The sequence below is a fragment of the Tautonia sociabilis genome, assembly GCF_003977685.1.
Classification (GTDB): Bacteria; Planctomycetota; Planctomycetia; order Isosphaerales; family Isosphaeraceae; genus Tautonia; species Tautonia sociabilis.
In genome coordinates this window covers 1-15,823 of sequence record NZ_RYZH01000087.1, presented here as the reverse complement: position 1 = coordinate 15,823, position 15,823 = coordinate 1, and the positions used below count along the sequence as shown (strand labels likewise).

Genomic DNA, 15,823 nt, shown 5'->3' with positions numbered 1-15,823 from the left:
ATCCTGGACGAGGTGCTGAGGGACGAGCGGGCCGGGGACCGGCCCGAGCCGCAGCACAAGCACGTCTGGGCCGAGATGACCCGGCAGGTCGGGGGCGAGACGGTCCACGCCAAGGAGGCCCTGTTCGCCCGGCTGGAGTCCGAGGCGACAGCCCGCAACTCGGGCCACGATCGCCCGGTGATCTGCCTGATGAACGGCGAGCGGGCGTTGTGGGACATGCAGCGGGAACACTTCTCCGGGGCGGTCGGCATCCTCGACCTGTTCCATGTCCTGGAGCGGCTCTGGGCGGTCGCCCACTGCTTCCACAAGGAGGGCAGCGACGGTGCCCGCCAGTACGTCGAGGAGCGGTTGCGGGACCTGCTCCAGGGCCGGGTCGGGTATGTCATCGCCGGCCTGCGGAGGCGGCTCAACGGGGGACGGCTCAGCGGCCCGAAGCGGACGGTGGTGAAGTCGGCGGTGGAGTACCTGTCCAACAACCGGGAGCACATGAGGTACGACGAGTACCTGGCGAAAGGCTACCCGATCGGCAGCGGTGTGGCCGAGGGGGCGTGCCGCCATCTGGTCAAGGACCGGCTGGAGCAGACCGGCATGCGATGAACGGTCGCGGGGGCGCAGGCGATGCTCCACGTCCGGGCGTTGTACCTCAACGACCAATGGGATGAGTTCCTGGAGTACCGGATCGAGCAGGAGCAAGCCCGGCTGTACCGATCAGTTGCAGCATAGCGGGAGGCGAGTTACGCCCGAAGAATTTCGTCCCCGAGACGACCCCGGACACCTTCCCGAATCGCCGTCGTCGGACGCCGTTCCCGAGGGATGACGCCGAGGCACTCGCCCTCACCGCCCTCGAGTTCGCCCGCACCGGGATGACGATGGTCTTCTTCGCGAGGAAGGTCTCCGCCGAGCCGCTCGGGCGGGCCATCGTGGAGGCCATCCGGTTCAAGGACGGCATCGCGAGGGCGGCGGGCGATTCCTTCTCGCTGCCGACCGATGACGGATGTCGGGACGAGCTCGACCGGTGTCAGCGGCTCATCCGGGAGCACATGGGGTCCGATTCGGTCGTCGGGCAGTGCCTCGACGCCGGAGTCGTCGTGCACCACGGGAGCCTCCCGCAGCCGGTCAGGCTCGGCCTCGAGCGGGTCGTTCGTCGCGGCGCGGTGCGGCTGGTCGTGGCGACGACGACGCTGGCCCAGGGGGTGAACTTCCCCATCCGCACGGTCATCGTCCACAGCCTCGATCACGGCCAGGGTGAGCGCGTCTCTCCCATGGACTTCTGGAACATCTGCGGCCGGGCGGGTCGGGGAATGAAGGAGAACGAGGGGCAGGTGCTCTTCTTCGTCAACGACTCCTTCAAGGAGTGGGAGGAGACCAAGACTCCCGCCTTCAGGAGGCAACCGGACGGTTGGAAACGATCGAAGTGGGAGGCCTGGCGGGGGGAACAGGGGCGGGCACGAAGCGTCTATGTCTCCGCGTACGGCAACTACGAGGTCCAGTCAGCCCTCCTCTCGCTCCTCCGGAAGGTCGTCGACCTCTGGAGGATGACCCACCCGGCCGTCCAGGTCGACGAGCTCTGCGACGCGCTGGCCAATCACAAGCTCGACCTCTTCGGCGTCGAAGACGGCGTCGACCTGGAGAACCTACTCAGCACCTTCGACGGCCTCACCCTCGCCCTCACCGAGGGTGTCGATGCCGATGAGGTGCCCCCCGAGCTCTTCGAGGACCTCTTGGGCAGGTCGCTCGCCTTCCTCCAGCTCAGGAGCGACCAGGAACGCCGCGCCGCCAGCAGGATCTTCGCCGCTCGACTCCAGAACCTCTCCTCCCGCCATCCGACTGCCGCGACGCGCCAGCTCTTCTATCGCCTCGGGCTACCGCTCCGGGATTGCGAGCGGGTGGATGCGGCGACGGACCATCTGCTGGACCTCTTCCTCCGAGCGGAGGGCTTCTCGACCTGGGACGTCGGGGAGCGGGCCACGCTCCTCGCGTCTGTCGCCGACTTCCTCTTTCAGCTCGACGAGCTCACGCCATCGGGAGAGCTACCCCCGTGCTGGAGGCGCCTGATCGGCCTCTGGATCAGCGGCCAGAACCCTACGCAGATCTCCCAGGACGCCGAGGTTGTGGCGTGCGACATGGACGCGCAGGCGGTGAGCCGCCGGATCGACGACGTGTGCTGGTATCGCCTCCCCTGGGGCTACAACATGCTCTCGATCCACCTGAAGCATGCTGCCGAAGGCGCGCAGTGTGCGCTCCCGCCCGTCTGCGACTATTTCTCGTCGCTCGTGAAGTACGGCGTCCACGAGCCGGTCGCCTGCTGGCTCCTGTCGCTCGGGGTCCAATCCCGCATCGCCGCACTCAGGGGGGCCGAGCTCGTCGGCACCGACGTCCCCGACCCGAAAGCGCTCCTCGAGTGGCTCCTGGCAGGAGGCCTTGATACACTTCGCATGAGGGGCCTCGATCGCGAGTCGCTCCTCGCGATCGAGAGTGCCGTCGCCAGCTACGGCGGGGAAGTACGCCGATCGAGCAGGCCGTACACGCGCATCCCGCTGCCGTCCGACTCGACGACCGCGTCCCTCCGCGGAGGGACGCGTCTGCTCCTCCAGCGGATCGACCACGACCGAAGCGGGACGTTCCGGGTCCTGACCCTGGATGGGACCCTTGTCGGCGACTATACGCTCGAGCAACCGGATGAAGTCCTCTGGACGATGCTTGAGACGCCGGAGCTCGTGAGCGCCGTCGTCCAGCCTCTTGCCGGGGACGGTTCCTCTCGGTCCCTCGAGGTGTTGGTGACGGCGGTCTAGGGCCGCAGTCGGATCCTGCGACACCTCACCTCGGCTCTCGCCCACGCCCCGGAGGCGTTGGGCGGGCCGATCCCCGGCGGTTGGTCAATCTGCAGGCCCAACCCAGCCGCCGCCGGGGGCCCAGGAGTGTCGGTATGGCTCGCCCCGCTCAGCACTCCTGAGCACAGGCTGCAGGAAGGCCTTGAGGGCCTTCACCACCTCCTCGAGCTCGCCCGCATCGGCGAGCCCGCTCCGCTTGCGGAAGGCCGCCCACTGTTTCTGCTTGCCCTCGTCCCGGGCGAACGCCTCGGTCAGCGCGACCGGGGTTTCGCCCGGGAGCCCGGTCCCGCGGCGGGCAAACGTCCGTGAGATCGCCTCACAAAGGAGCTCGCCTCGGAACGCGAAGGTCCTCGCCATCACGACCAGGTCGTAGAAGTCCTTCATCCGCGAGTTCGCGAGCCCGAGCTTCACGAGGGCCTCGAGCTTCTCGGCGACTACGGTCTCCTTCGGGTACGCGCGGAGCCTCGGGGCCTCCATCCCCAGCAGCGTCGGGAACTCGACGTCCTCCGCGCCCGGCGTGATCGCGTCCCCGAATCCGACGTCGATCTGGAGGTCGATCCTCGCCTGGCCGAGCGTCGCCACGAGCCCGACCCGCTGCCCGCCGTACTCCTGGTCCTCCCGGATCGGCTCGACCGAGACCGCCCCCTCGTCGAACCCCAGCCCGTCGTCGGCCACGGCGGCCCGGCACAGCTCGGCGAAGACGCGTTTCAGTCGATCAGCCCCGGGGTCGCCGAAGCCCAGGAGGTCGAGGTCACGCGTCGGGCGGTGGAACTCTCCGGTCCAGAGCGCGAACAACATCGCCCCCTTGAGCACGAAACCCTCCCGATGCTCGGAGGCCGAGAGCCTGAAGAGCAGTCGCTCGACGGCGTAGCGGGTGAGGAGGAGCTGAAAATCCTCGCCGGTCCGTCGGGAGAGGTTCAGGAGCCGCTGCTTCACCGAGGCCGGGACGTTCTTCCTCATTATACGATTGACTCGAGATATGGCCGCATCACGTTCCCCATCCGGCAGATCGTGGCGGCCCGCCAGAGCTCATCCATCGTGGCCTTCCTCAGCCTCCAGCAGTCGCGCAGGGCCTCGAGGGCCACATCGAGGCCGATCTTGTTCCGATACTTGAAGCAGTCGGCGACCGTCTTGGCCGGCGAGTACACCCTCACCGCCACCTTCTCGATCTCGTGCTCCTCGACCATCTCCGAGAGGGCCGCACCGGAGAAGCGGACGATCTTGAGCCTCGGCCCCCTGACCCTGGGAGACCAGGCCTTGTTCGGGAGCGCGAGCCACACCTCCCGGGGGGCCTGGGTCGTGAGGTCGTGGAACCTCAGGGCCGAGAGGAGGCACACCACGCCGTTCGGGACGAGACGAGCCGCCTCAACCAGGCTGTGATGTTCGCTAACGTCGGCGTCGGGCGAGGCATAGAGCCCCCGGGCGACCTTGTCGGCGAGCCCGCGACGATGGAGGCGGTCCAGGTAATTGGACGGGACTCCGAGGCCCGCAAGGTCCCTCGGACGCAGGCTTCCCCGCTCCCGGAGGAGCTCGGCGACCGAATCGAGTTTGGTGACCTCAGGCTCCATTGCGACAATTCCTAGGTAGATGCTGTCAATTACCTAGGAATTATCGCACGAGCTCCCCGGCGACTCAAGAGGTTTCATCCGCCCGGCGGTGACCGGTCGCGAACGCAGAATCCTCCAACTTCCTTGGAGGATTCTGCACGACCGCAGGGCCGGTGGCGCCTCCCGGGCCACGACTCATGGGCAAAGGCCCCGGTCATTTGCCCTCACCGACTGCGGAGGCAAGGGCGTGCCAACCCCCACGGGTTAGCCCCCTCCGCCACCGCCCTTGCTCGTCTCCGCTGCCCCATCGACGGCACGCAGCGCCATCGGTCGACCCCCCGCCCGCTCCGCGGCAGCAAGGGCGTGCCAACCTGTCGGTTGGTCCGCTCCGATCCTCTCCGCCACTGCCCTTGCAACCGCTTCCGCTCCCCCCTCGACGAGGTCGGGGCCCCATCCCCTTTCTCGTCACGGCCTGTCGGCCGTGCTTGGTCTCGCGTTTCGTCAGGAGGGGGGACCGGGTGTCTCGAGGGGGGCGAAGACACCCGGTCCCCCCTCCCGCCGAAAAACGCGGGCGGGTCGCGTGGTGCAACGGAGGCGGCGGGACGCACGGGGCCGACGCCGCTCGCAACGACAAGGAGACGAAACATGCTCGCAATCCACCACGAAAACGAGGCCCCGGCCGACGGCCTCGCCTGCATCCTCGATTACCTCTGGCACGAAGAGCTGGAGGGCTACAAGACGACCAGCAACCGCCACCACGTGTTCGAGCACCTGGCCTCGGTCGCGAACTGGCTGAACGGCGGGGCCGGCTGGACGCCGCTGGAGTACGCCTTCGCCGGCGACCACGGGCTCGGCCAGGGGTGGCGGGCACCCGCCACGTGCACGCTGCCCTGGTGGCGGCCCGGCCCCGGGCCCGGGAGGCTCGCCGACCTGAGGTACTCGCCCCTGGCCGACTACACGCTCGACGTGGGCAAGGCGGCCGAGGCGGCGGGCCTCGATTGCCCGGTCTCGGTGACGACCGACGTGTGGCTGCGTCTCGTCGCAGACGATTGGGCCTTCGATTGCTGCGGCCGGGAGGAGAACCTCGCCCGCCTCCTCGGCCACGTGGCCGGGGCCTACAGGGGAACGGGAGAGGACGTCTCCGCCCGGTTCTCTTGGGAGAGCGGGCGGGAGGGACTCACGGCCATCAGGGCACTCTTCGTCCCAGGGGACGAGTCCCCCACCCGGCTCACGGTGATGATGAGCGGCGAGGAGGGCGTATGACCGGCCGCGATTTCGACATCATCCACGCATACACGAGGCGGCAGGCCATCGAGGATGGCGTGCTCGTCGACGTGAGCGAGATGGCCCGCGAGGCGGGCTTCGTCTATCCCGTCGCCCTGACGTGCGGGGCCTGGGCCGAGTGCGTCCGCGTCCCGGCGGGCGTGGGCGGCCAGGACGAGGCCGGGAGGCTCTGGGACGTGCTCCAGGTGCTCCGCCTCGCGATTCGGGGGGCCCGGGGCACGGACCGCGTCGCCTTCGCCGTTCGGGTGCAAAACGCCGACACCGATGAACTCCCGCCGCTCGTCCCGCTCTACGCGGTGTGCGGGCCGGGCGACGACGCCGAGCCGGTCCTCACCGTCATGCTGCCCCACGAAGACTAGGAAAACGGGCCGGGGGGATTGGAGCCCCTCGGCCCACCTCGAAGACGAAACCAGGAAGGTAACCCATGATTACGCTCAAGACATCCGACCGTACACCACGCCTCGCCGAACTCAAAGTGACCTACAAACGCGGCAAGCGGCAAAAGGCACGAGAAGACGGCCCGCCCCGCGTGCTCAACTCGGCCGCGAGGGCCGAGGAGTACCTCCGCACCGTCTGGGACGAAGACACACTCGACCTGAGGGAGGAGTTCGTCGTGCTCTGCCTCGACGCGTCCCTCTCGGTCTTCGGCTGGGTGCGGCTCCACACGGGGGGCCTCGACTCCTCGCCCGTCGACCCGAGGCTCGTCTTCGCGGTTGCCCTCCAGACGGCGAGTGCCGCGATCGTCGTCGCCCACAACCACCCCTCGCGGGACGTCGGGCCCTCCGAGCACGACGTCGCAATCACGAGGAGGCTCTCCCAGGGGGCGAAGCTCCTTGGGATACGCCTGCTCGACCACCTCATCCTCGGTCGCTCGAGCTGCTACAGCTTCGCGGACGCCGGGAGGCTCGCCGAGTAAGCGGGTAGCCCGGGGGTAGCCGGCCGCGGGGTGCGGCCGGTTGCACCCTCTCGGTGCCTGGGTCGGGAGGGCGAGTGCCACACACCTGCACTGGCCCATGGGCTGGTTATTGAGCCGAACGGCTGCGCTAGAGGCCGGGCCACGGCTACTCGGTAACATAGATACCCGAAACTCCATCAGGGATGGGTGAGCGAGAACGCGCCGGGCTATTTCCGAATTTCATAGTCTTCCCAGAGCGAGAGGACGGGCGAATGGCCGAGGAGACACTCGAGTAACTTCCGAGCTTCCTGCCACGGCGCCGGCAGAGCCCGCCGTCCCCCGTCCGCAACATCAACCGACTCGCCGGTGGTCGGGGTGGCCTCTCGATGCCACTCGACTTCGGTCGGCAGGAGAGATGAATGAAGGACCTGCCCAGCGGTGCCCAGTCGCAGAGCTTGATTGTCGGCCTCGTCGGCAACGACGGTCAGCCGCCACGAATGGTCCGACCGCTCGGCCGAATCCGAGTTGCCGGGCGTCTCGTCCTCAGAGGGGCGATCATCCAGAACAGAGTCCATTGAATGCCTCCGCTACGCACGTTGAACCATCCGGATGCCGGCGTCTTGGATGTGACGCCGACCCGAGGAGCAGCGTAGCGGGGCCCGAAGCCATCCGGCGCCGCGCAGGCGCAATAAGTCGACATCAAAGGTCTGGACCCCTGATCTCATTCGGAGGCTTTGCTTCGTCGAGTTGCTTGCTTGCGGGCGGGGATCATTCGTATCGATCCAGGATGACGCTCACCTCGAAAGTGTCTCTCTGTGAGGCCTCGGCGAAGCCGCTGATGCACAACGTTCCGCCCGCCGCGACGCCATCGAGAACTCGGGGAAAAGTCCTTGGTGCTGGTACCCCGGAAGCCGTTCGCCCGCGTGATGACAAGTCCCTCGACGGGCTGACGCTCTGGTCAAGCTTGACCGCCTCCTTTCCACTAGGCCTCGCGTGGCCGGTGATTTCCAGCTCGAGCTCCGGAGATGCGCAGGTACTTGCCGGATAGCCTCATTCGGTCCTCGAGAAATGCCCCCAGGCGGGGCAAGTGGCTCGAGACGGGCCTGCGTCCGTAGGATCTCCAAGCCTCCCGGCGGCGAGGCTTCGCCGATGACGAGCTTTCCCTGGATTCGATCGCGGCTGCATGCCCTTCGGCCGCTCCATCGAGGAGACAAGCGGCGATTCGTCGGTGTCGGTGCCCGCCGCTGCGACGTTCACGATCCCATCGTCATCGAACCCGATCATGGGGCTCGTCCATGCGATGATCGACCGTCTCGAAATATCTTCCACGGCCGTCCCCCTGATCAAGAAGGCCCACATCCCGGTCGCGACGATGGCGATCGATCCGGCAACTCCCGCATCCTCATCTCATCCCGTGGTGCCACTGCCGGGACCGTCCAACGAATCCCAGCCCCGGCCGAATAAATCGGGGTCCGAGACGGCATAGCAAATATATATGTGTGATCTGATTAACGTCCGGTGAGCCTCGCATCAACAAAGGCCTCCTCCACCGGCGTCAGCAGGTATCGCGTTCGAGCCGTTGCCAACCGCCGGAGCCGGACATCGCAGACCGGCGAGAGCAAGCGTTTCGGCAGGTTGCTCCAGACAGGTCTCGGTGGCTCGCGTCACTGGTGCCACGGACGTTGTCGGCGTGCTTCAGCACGGTGCTTGTTGAGCAAGCGACTACCCTCCGACCACGAGAATCTATTGGCGAGGACCTATCGCAAAAATTAAAACTCGTCATAAGTGCAAGTTCCATCAGCTACTGATGTCCGTTGCACTTTCCGGGGGCGAGCAACTAGTTGCGCGGGCGCTGCGAGCTATCCTCACCGCTTCGGCAGGATAGTCGCAGCTGGAAGGGGTCCTCCCTCCAGATACTCGATCCGCCTCGGCATCCACACCACCAGGAGATTCACTATGCCCCTCAACCGCAAGCCCCATCCCACCCAGAACGGGCCGAAGACCATCCTCACCCCCCGCCCCCTGGCGGAGGCGATCCGCGACGAGTCCGGCTCGATGTCGGGATGGCGCCAGCGGCAGGGGGAGTTCATCCCCGCCGTGGCCGCCCACCTGCTCGAGGCCGGGGGCCCCAGGGTCGGCGACCTCGTCTACATCCTCTACTGCGTCGTGTCGGGCGGCGTGGTCGCGACCGAGTTCGTCCCGCTCGCCCGCGCGGCCGACCCGTCGTTCGTCCCCGACGGCCAGACGCCGATCGGCAAGGCCCTGGGGACCGTCGCCGAGAAGGTCGTCGACTTCTTCGAGTCGCGTGTGTTCCCGGAGGAGGTGACGCCGAGGAACTTCGAGATCCTCGGCGTCTCCGACCTCCGGCCGACCGGCGAGACAAAGGCCGAGACCGAGGCCGGGGTCGAGAAGTTCCTGGAGATGGCCAAGAAATATCGCGCCAGGGTGAACCTGGTCGGCCCGTCTCCCGAGGCGATGAACGAGGACCTCGCCGGCCGGCTCGACGTCTCGGGGCGGGGCGTGAAGTACCTCGACAGCGACCCGAAGTCGATCATATCAATAACGTTCGACAGCCTCCTCTCCGCCTCCCGCACGTCGCTCGGCGGGTCGAACCCCTCGGTCCGGATGCCGTAAGCCGGGGGCCGCTCCGCGATGAACCTCGTCGTCGGGAAGAAGAGCGGCACGCGCTACCACCTCGCCCCCTCGGCCCTCGTCGGCCAGGGGGTCGAGGGGCGCGTCTACCGCTTCGGGGAGACCTGCGTGAAGGTCCTGAACGGCCAGCCCTCGGCCGAGCGATCGGGGGTGGTCCGCGCCCTCTCCGCCCTCGCCCCGAAGATCCCGGGGTTCGCCTGGCCGCTCGAGGCCGTGGTCGACCCGGCGAAGGGCGAGGAGGCGGGCTTCTCGATGCCGTTCGTCCCGGGCGAGAGCCTCGAGTCCCTCCTCGACGGAAGGGTGACCGGGTCGATCCCGCTTGAGGTGAAGATCCGGCTCGCCCTCGGGGCGGCCCGCGCCGTGGCCGAGGCCCACGCCCACCGCGGGCCGGCCATCGTCCTGGGCGACGTCATCAAGGCCGGCAACTTGATCATCGACGGCGGCCGGGCCACGTTCGTCGACGCCGCGTCGGCGAGCGTCTTCGGCTTCCGCGTCGCGAGCGGCGCGGTGGTGAACTCCTGCTCGCCGCTCACCACCCCCGGCTACGTGCCGAGGGAGGTCCTCGAGAACCCCGGGGCGCTGCCGTCCGAGGCGTCCGACCGCTTCGCGCTGGCCGTGCTCCTCTTCGAGCTCCTGGCCGGGAGGGGCCCGCACGAGGTGCGGCCCTGCCCGGCCTCGGTCGGGCTCGAGCCCGACGACTGCGTCCGGCGGGGCATCTACCCCCGCTGGGCCCGCCACCCCGACTTCGACGCCCCGGGCTACGACCCGGTCGACTTCCCGCCGGAGGTCGACCAGCTCTTCCGGGCGGCCTTCCTCGCCTCGGCCGTCCGCCCCTCGGCCCTCGAGTGGTGCGAAACGCTCGAGGAGTGGCGCGACGACGTCGCCCCCGCCTGGCGGCGACTCCGCCGGCGGGCCCCGCGCTGGCTCCGTCGCGTCGACCCGTTCTCCGTCACCGTCGTCGTGCTCGTTGCGCTCGCCTACGCGGCGCGATGGGCCTGGGACTTTTCCACGGCCGACCGGCCGCCGCCGCCCGCGCCGGGCCGGGAGGTCGGGCCACCATCCTTCAGGGAGCTTTTCCGATGAGACGTTCGCGTTCCGTGATGCTCAGGCTCAACGAGGACGAGTACGACGCCCTCGCCCGCGCCAAGCCCGACGGCGAGGACCTCGCGAGCTTCGCCCGGGCCACCCTGGTCGAGGCCGTGTCGGGTCGGGAGCCGGGCGGGCCGATGCGGCGCGTCGCCTCGTTCATCGTCGCCTGCCTCTCGCCCGAGATCACCTTTGAGGAGGCCCTGGCCCTCTTCGACGAGCACGCGACGCCCGACGGGGCGGGGGTGGCCGATGGCCGCCGTGACTAAAGGCTCCGGGCGCTACTTCTACGACTTCGAGCGGGTGTGGACCGAGGCCCGCGAGACGGGGGTGCTCCCCTTCTGGGTCGGGCAGGCGCCCGCCCGGCTCGACCTCCCGGCCCAGCCCAAACCCAGCTCGTCCAGTCCCTCTGCGACGGCCGCCCCTTCCTGCCCCGGGTGCAGGCGAATCGGGTCGGCTGCTTCGACCTGACCGTCTCGTTCGGCAAATCGGTGTCGCTCCTGGCCTACGGGCTCACGCCGCCCTCCGAGTGGAAGGGCTGGGCCAAGACCTTCGCCCGGGTCGCCACGCCCGAGGTCGAGAAGCTCCTGGCCGATCAGCGCATCAACTCCGGCCCGCAGGGGAAGACCAAGGTCCCGAGCGAGGGACTCGCGGCGGGGTTCTGCCACCGGGAGGGGTTCCTCGGCCAGCCGCAGGCGCACATCCACTACGCGATCATCAATCTCTCCGCGGACTCGAGCGGCAAGCTCGGGTCGATCGCGAACGCCCGCGAGCTCTTCGAGAAGCAGGGAGTCGTCCGGGCACGGGTCCACAAGGGCCTCGACGACGAGCTCCAGGCCCGGGGGTACGAGACCGTCCGGGTCGGCAAGGTCGTCGAGCTCGCGAAGGTTCCCCGGGAGCTGATCGACGAGCTCTCGCCGGCCCGGCGAGCGATGAGGGAGGCCCAGGCCGCGAGCGGGTTCACCGGCGCCAGGGCCCAGGACTTCTACGCCCGCCAGGCCCGCCAGGAGGCCGGCCCGCGCGTCCACAGGACCCCGCAGGAGGCCCACCGCGACTGCACGGAGCTCGCCGCACGGCACGGGGTCACCCTCGACTCGCTCAAGCGGGACCCCAAGGACCCGGCCCCGGCGAAGGACCCGGCGACGGCCATGGCCGCCGCCTACCACACGGCCCGCGAAGCGGCGATCTCCTGCACGCGGCGCCACGGGACCTTCACCGCGGACCAGTACTTCGAGCGGCTCTACACGCTCGGGATCGGTAAGCCCACGACGCTCGAGGCGCTCGACGCCATGGGCAAGGCCGCCCTCAACGACCGCTCGATCCTGGGCATCCGCGAGCGGCAGATGCCGGACGGGACCTCCCGCTACGCGACGGCCGCGTCGACCCGAGTCGAGCGTGCCGCGGGCCGCGACTACCGGGGCGACACGAGGGAGGCGTGGGAGGCGCTCAAGGGGGCGGCCATGGGGCTCGGCGCGGCCACGCTCGTCGCGACTGCCAGGAAGGCAACGGCGGTGGTCGAGCGGCTCGCCGAGCTCGTGAACCCCCTGCCCCGGGTCCTCTCGGTCGATGCCGCCAGCCTCCCGGTGCTCATCGACCGGCTCCGGCCGACCCCATATCTCCTGGCCCACGGCAAGGCGCTCCTGGTCGGCCTCAAGGCGTCGGGCAACCCTCACGAGCGGGCGGCCGTCGCCGAGCGGGCCTACGAGGCCCTCCGCTCGCACGACCGGCTCCCGAAGAACGCGGTGCTCGTCGTCGAGCGCGGCTCGCTCGCCTCGGCCCGCGAGCTCCACCTCCTCTCCAAGGTGGCCCGGCGCGACGGGGCGTCGGTCATCCTCTCCGAGCGGGACGAGGGCCGGCTCAACAGGGGTCAGCACCACGGCCACCAGGCCGACCCGCGCGGCCAAACCCGAGAGATCTGAGACCCAAACACACACCGCAACCGAGGAGACCCCCATCCTCGAGACGCTCACCATCGCCGGGGCGTCGCTCGTCGCGGCCCGGGTCGCCCGCCGCGCCCTGCGTCCTCGCCGCCCCCGGGCCCCCGTGCCCGTCCCGGTCGAACCCGGCCGGCCGCAGCACGTCGATCACCCCCTCTTCACCCGCTATCGGGGGGCGGTCCACACCACCCAGGAGCTCGCCGCGCGATACCTCGCAGCCGATCCGGGGCCGCTCTACCACCTCGCTGGGGTCCTGTGGCCGGCTCGAAAATTCATGAATAAGTTAACCCTGATTACGGGAAAGCCCGACTCCGGAAAGACGGCCCTCATGCGCATGATGATGCAGTCGGTCGGGGGGCTCTTCCCGGTGCTCGAGGCCCAGGCCAAAGCCGGGCTCTACCCGGGCGAGGGCCGGATGCGGTGGCTCGTGGTCGACCCGACGAATGCCTACCTCCCCCTCCTCTTCCAGGTGCTGCCCGAGGACGTGCCCATCGTCCGCTCCACGCCGAACGACGCGGGGGGATCGCGCTGGAACATCCGGCGGGACGTCACGAGCGACTTCCTGAACCTCGCCCTCCAGGACGGGCTCTTCCCGGACGCGCTCTTCCAGAAGGCCGGCGACCCCTTCTGGTACACCAAGGCCCGCGAGGTCAGCGAGGCGATCGTCACGGTCTACTTCGATCGGGTCTCCGGGTGGGAGTTCCACGACCTGGTGATCCCGATCAAGTATCCGCAATTCCTGAGGCCATTGCTCGAGCAGAGCGAGCGGACCGTCGGCATGGCGAAGCACGAGCTGGTCGGCCGCCTCGGGCGGGACATCATCTCGACCTCCTCGTCGGTCATCAACAAGATGGCCATCGCCGCCGCCCTCTGGCAGAAGGCAAAGACGACCTTCAGCCTGCGCGACTTCCTCGCCGGCCGGTCGGTGCTCCACCTCGCCTACACGCCCGACCTCATCCCGTGCCTCTCCGGCATCGCGAACGCCACCGTCCGGGTGCTCGTCACCCTCGGGATCGGCCGGAACGACCCCTACGACCACACGCTCCTCTGGCTCGACGAGGGGCGCTACCTCGCCGACCTGGCGGGGCTCGAGGACCTGGCCGCGCGCGGCCGGGGCGCGGGCTTCGGGGCCGTCTTCGCCGCCCAGGGGCTCCCGGGCCTGGTCAACAAGTGGGGCGACAAGCGGGTCGACGAGCTGGTCGACCTGGTCTCGACCTGGGTGGCGCTCGCCTCGGGGCACCAGACCGCGGACGTCTTCAGCAGGACCGTGGGCAAGGTGGAGGGCCTGCTCAAGAGCTACTCGAATTCGTTCACGACGAGCGTGAGCGTGACCGATGGCTCGAACTCCGGCTGGAGCAGCTCCTGGTCGCTCCAGGGGGGCAGCAGTAGCCGGAGCGGCGGCAGCTCGTCGTCGAAGACATATACCTCGAGCCAGACCTACACCGAGAGCTTCCAACTCACCGTGCGGGACGCGGTCCTGCCGAGCGAGCTCACGAACCTCCCCTACGCCGACCCGGCAGGAGACCGGATCAGCGGCTTCGCCTTCAACCCGGAGGTCGGCGCCTTCTGGTTCGAGCAGCCGTTCTTGTCCCACTTCCGCGGCCTGCCCGAGCCGCTCGTCGCATCGATGCCGCTCCGGCCCGACTCGGACCAGCGGCTCATCCCCTGGACGCTCGCCGACATCAAGAGGCTCAACCTCGTGGCCACGCCCGCGCTCGTCGCCGCAGTCGAGGCCACGTGGGGACGGATCGGAGGTGACCGATGAACCGCAATCGAAGTGACATGTCGTGGGCGGAGATCTACGCCGAGCTCGAGGAGCGCCTGAGGAACGCCCCGCCGCTCGACCGGGGGAGGTCGTCGGGCCGGGACGGGGCTGCCCACGCCCGGCGACTCGCCTCCGCGATCGTGCGGCGTCCCGCGATGCTGCCGCTCGCCGGGCTCGCGGCGCTCGGGTGCGTCGTCAAGCTCTCGGGCTGCGGGCCGGCCGAGGAGGCGCGGGCGGTCGCCACGACGGAGGCGTTCCAGGCGCCAGCCCCGGTGGACGCGGGGGACGACCCCGTCGTCATCCGGTCGTCTTCAACGGGGGACGCCATCAAGGATTCGCTCGCCGCGATCCACGGGCGGCTCGCGGGGCTCCGGTCGGCCTACGAGGAGAAGGCGTCGATCGAGGGGGACCTGGCAACGGTGGACGAGCGGCTCCGGCCGCTCCTCGACGCGGCCCGCGCCGACTGCGACGCCATCCTGCGGGCCGCCGAGGACCTCCGCGCCCAGCTCCCGATCGCCCAGGCCGGCTACGCCTCGGCCGCCGCGTCCTACCGCCAGCGAGCCGAGGGCTACCGGGACCAGGACTTGGCCGAGGTCACTCGTGGGTTCGCGGCGGAGTTCGACCGACTCGCCGCCGACACGCCGCGGCGCATCGAGCTGACCGACCGCTTCCTCCGGGAGCTCAAGGACGCCCAGGCGTTCCTCGCCGAGACCGACCGGTGCCTGCGGGACACGGCGGCCGCGCTCGAGGTCTTCTCGGCCGGGGCGCGGGCCCCGGCGGTGTCGGCCGACGCCCGGGCGTTCCGCCGCAGGCTCGGCGAGTTCATCGGGGTGGTGCTCGACTACGAGGAGAGGCTGCTCATGCGGCCGCACGATCGGGCCGGTGCCGATCCGGCCCCGACCCCTCCTACGCCCGCCGCGGGGGCTTCGCCTCCCCTAGGCCCCGGGGCGGCCACCGGATCGGCACCGCCGCCCTCCCCCGGGTCGCGGGCTCCATCGCCGGCGGCCCCGAACGACGCCGAACCCGGGGCCGCCGCACGATCGGCCACGCCCCGCACGGGCGCGAGGGCGTCCGCCGTCCGGGACGAGCCCCCGCCGGCCCGGGACGTCGCCCCGCCCGACTGGTGGGGCCTCGCCGGCGAGGTCACCACCCCCTCCCACTCGTTCCGGAACAGCGTCTCGCTCCGGGTCCCTTGAGCGGAGCGGCGACACCTTCCGGGGCGTGATGGAGTACGGCGAGGGCGCCTTCTACGGCCGGAGGGGGGGTCCGCGGGCGGCTCTCCCCCGACGGCCGGCGGCTCGAGATCTGGTCCGAGTGGTACGAGGGGAACGTCTCCCCTGAGCCCGTCGGCTACGCGCTGGAGCGAGACGGGGCGGTGTTCACCGGCTCGTGGCGGACCCGGAGCCTCTCCGGGACGATCCTCCTCTCGGTGGTCCCGGCGTGAGCCCGGCGAGGAGGCTGTCGTCGGCCGTGACCAGTGCGGTGTGCCGGCGGCCCAGGGCTCGACGCACGTAGGGCCTCCGTGGCGTACCCGTGACGGAGCGCGTAGTCACGGCGTGAGCCGAGACGAGAGCTCCTGACGGAGCCGGTGGAACCGGGAGACAATTCCGACCTGGATGAACCGCCTGCCGTCCTACGGCCTGGGGAAGATCTGGCCTCGGGATACGGAACGGCGACGCGATGGTGGGCGTAATGGAATGGGCGTGACTCGCCGCCCGCTCTCCTGGACTTCCTTTCCAGGGAACGAGTTACGGTGGTAGGGAGTGGAAAGCGAGGCCCCGCTGGGGCAGAACATCGGTTGCTACCGATCCGATGTGACCGCACCC

General features: G+C 69.5%; 14 protein-coding genes and 1 pseudogene. 12 read left to right on the top strand and 3 right to left on the bottom strand.

What is annotated here, in order from left to right; genetic code table 11:
* Positions 1 to 597: pseudogene (locus TsocGM_RS26365) on the top strand (ISKra4 family transposase); the annotation flags it as partial.
* Positions 598 to 863: 266 nt separating this feature from the next.
* Positions 864 to 2,792 (top strand): helicase-related protein, encoded by a 1,929-nt coding sequence (locus TsocGM_RS24765; protein WP_126728149.1) that lies wholly within the window; start codon positions 864 to 866, stop codon positions 2,790 to 2,792.
* Positions 2,793 to 2,876: 84 nt separating this feature from the next.
* Here the strand turns inward: TsocGM_RS24765 and TsocGM_RS24760 are convergent, their stop codons facing one another.
* Positions 2,877 to 3,791 (bottom strand): nucleotidyl transferase AbiEii/AbiGii toxin family protein, encoded by a 915-nt coding sequence (locus TsocGM_RS24760; RefSeq protein WP_126728148.1) that lies wholly within the window; start codon positions 3,789 to 3,791, stop codon positions 2,877 to 2,879.
* The gene (locus TsocGM_RS24755) at positions 3,791 to 4,399 is read right to left on the bottom strand and encodes a type IV toxin-antitoxin system AbiEi family antitoxin domain-containing protein (RefSeq protein ID WP_126728147.1); all 609 of its coding nucleotides are present in this window, start codon (positions 4,397 to 4,399) and stop codon (positions 3,791 to 3,793) included. Before TsocGM_RS24755 ends, TsocGM_RS24760 begins: the two co-directional genes overlap by 1 nt.
* A 624-nt stretch (positions 4,400 to 5,023) precedes the next feature.
* Here TsocGM_RS24755 and TsocGM_RS24750 point away from each other — a divergent pair.
* From TsocGM_RS24750 to TsocGM_RS24740, 3 genes are all read left to right on the top strand, one after another.
* Positions 5,024 to 5,641 carry a hypothetical protein gene (locus TsocGM_RS24750; protein WP_126728146.1) on the top strand — a complete coding sequence of 206 codons (618 nt, stop codon included), beginning with the start codon at positions 5,024 to 5,026 and terminating at the stop codon, positions 5,639 to 5,641.
* On the top strand, positions 5,638 to 6,021 hold the full coding sequence (locus TsocGM_RS24745) for a DUF6573 family protein (RefSeq protein WP_126728145.1): 384 nt from the start codon (positions 5,638 to 5,640) through the stop codon (positions 6,019 to 6,021). The genes TsocGM_RS24750 and TsocGM_RS24745 overlap by 4 nt, the downstream gene beginning before the upstream one ends.
* A 65-nt stretch (positions 6,022 to 6,086) precedes the next feature.
* A complete protein-coding gene (locus TsocGM_RS24740; RefSeq protein ID WP_126728144.1) occupies positions 6,087 to 6,578 on the top strand; it encodes a JAB domain-containing protein in 492 nt (163 codons plus the stop codon).
* Between the two features lie 206 nt (positions 6,579 to 6,784).
* Here the strand turns inward: TsocGM_RS24740 and TsocGM_RS24735 are convergent, their stop codons facing one another.
* Complete coding sequence (locus TsocGM_RS24735) at positions 6,785 to 7,132, bottom strand: hypothetical protein (protein WP_126728143.1); 348 nt, start codon at positions 7,130 to 7,132, stop codon at positions 6,785 to 6,787.
* Between the two features lie 608 nt (positions 7,133 to 7,740).
* Between TsocGM_RS24735 and TsocGM_RS24730 the strand changes: the two genes are divergently transcribed.
* The 7 genes from TsocGM_RS24730 to TsocGM_RS24700 all read left to right on the top strand — a co-directional run bounded on the left by TsocGM_RS24730 (position 7,741) and on the right by TsocGM_RS24700 (position 15,193).
* Complete coding sequence (locus TsocGM_RS24730; RefSeq protein ID WP_126728142.1) at positions 7,741 to 8,043, top strand: hypothetical protein; 303 nt, start codon at positions 7,741 to 7,743, stop codon at positions 8,041 to 8,043.
* A gap of 470 nt (positions 8,044 to 8,513) precedes the next feature.
* Entirely contained in the window at positions 8,514 to 9,191 is a 678-nt protein-coding gene (locus TsocGM_RS24725; RefSeq protein WP_126728141.1) for a vWA domain-containing protein, read from the top strand.
* Positions 9,192 to 9,209: 18 nt separating this feature from the next.
* Positions 9,210 to 10,292, top strand: coding sequence for a hypothetical protein (locus tag TsocGM_RS24720; protein WP_126728140.1), 1,083 nt, complete (start codon positions 9,210 to 9,212; stop codon positions 10,290 to 10,292).
* Positions 10,289 to 10,564 (top strand): hypothetical protein, encoded by a 276-nt coding sequence (locus tag TsocGM_RS24715; protein WP_126728139.1) that lies wholly within the window; start codon positions 10,289 to 10,291, stop codon positions 10,562 to 10,564. The genes TsocGM_RS24720 and TsocGM_RS24715 overlap by 4 nt, the downstream gene beginning before the upstream one ends.
* Before the next feature lie 36 nt (positions 10,565 to 10,600).
* On the top strand, positions 10,601 to 12,214 hold the full coding sequence (locus TsocGM_RS24710; RefSeq protein ID WP_126728138.1) for a relaxase domain-containing protein: 1,614 nt from the start codon (positions 10,601 to 10,603) through the stop codon (positions 12,212 to 12,214).
* Positions 12,215 to 12,338: 124 nt separating this feature from the next.
* Positions 12,339 to 13,997 carry a type IV secretion system DNA-binding domain-containing protein gene (locus TsocGM_RS24705; RefSeq protein WP_391733069.1) on the top strand — a complete coding sequence of 553 codons (1,659 nt, stop codon included), beginning with the start codon at positions 12,339 to 12,341 and terminating at the stop codon, positions 13,995 to 13,997.
* Positions 13,994 to 15,193, top strand: a complete 1,200-nt coding sequence (locus TsocGM_RS24700) for a hypothetical protein (RefSeq protein ID WP_126728136.1) — start codon at positions 13,994 to 13,996, stop codon at positions 15,191 to 15,193. The genes TsocGM_RS24705 and TsocGM_RS24700 overlap by 4 nt, the downstream gene beginning before the upstream one ends.
* Positions 15,194 to 15,823 lie beyond the last annotated feature (630 nt).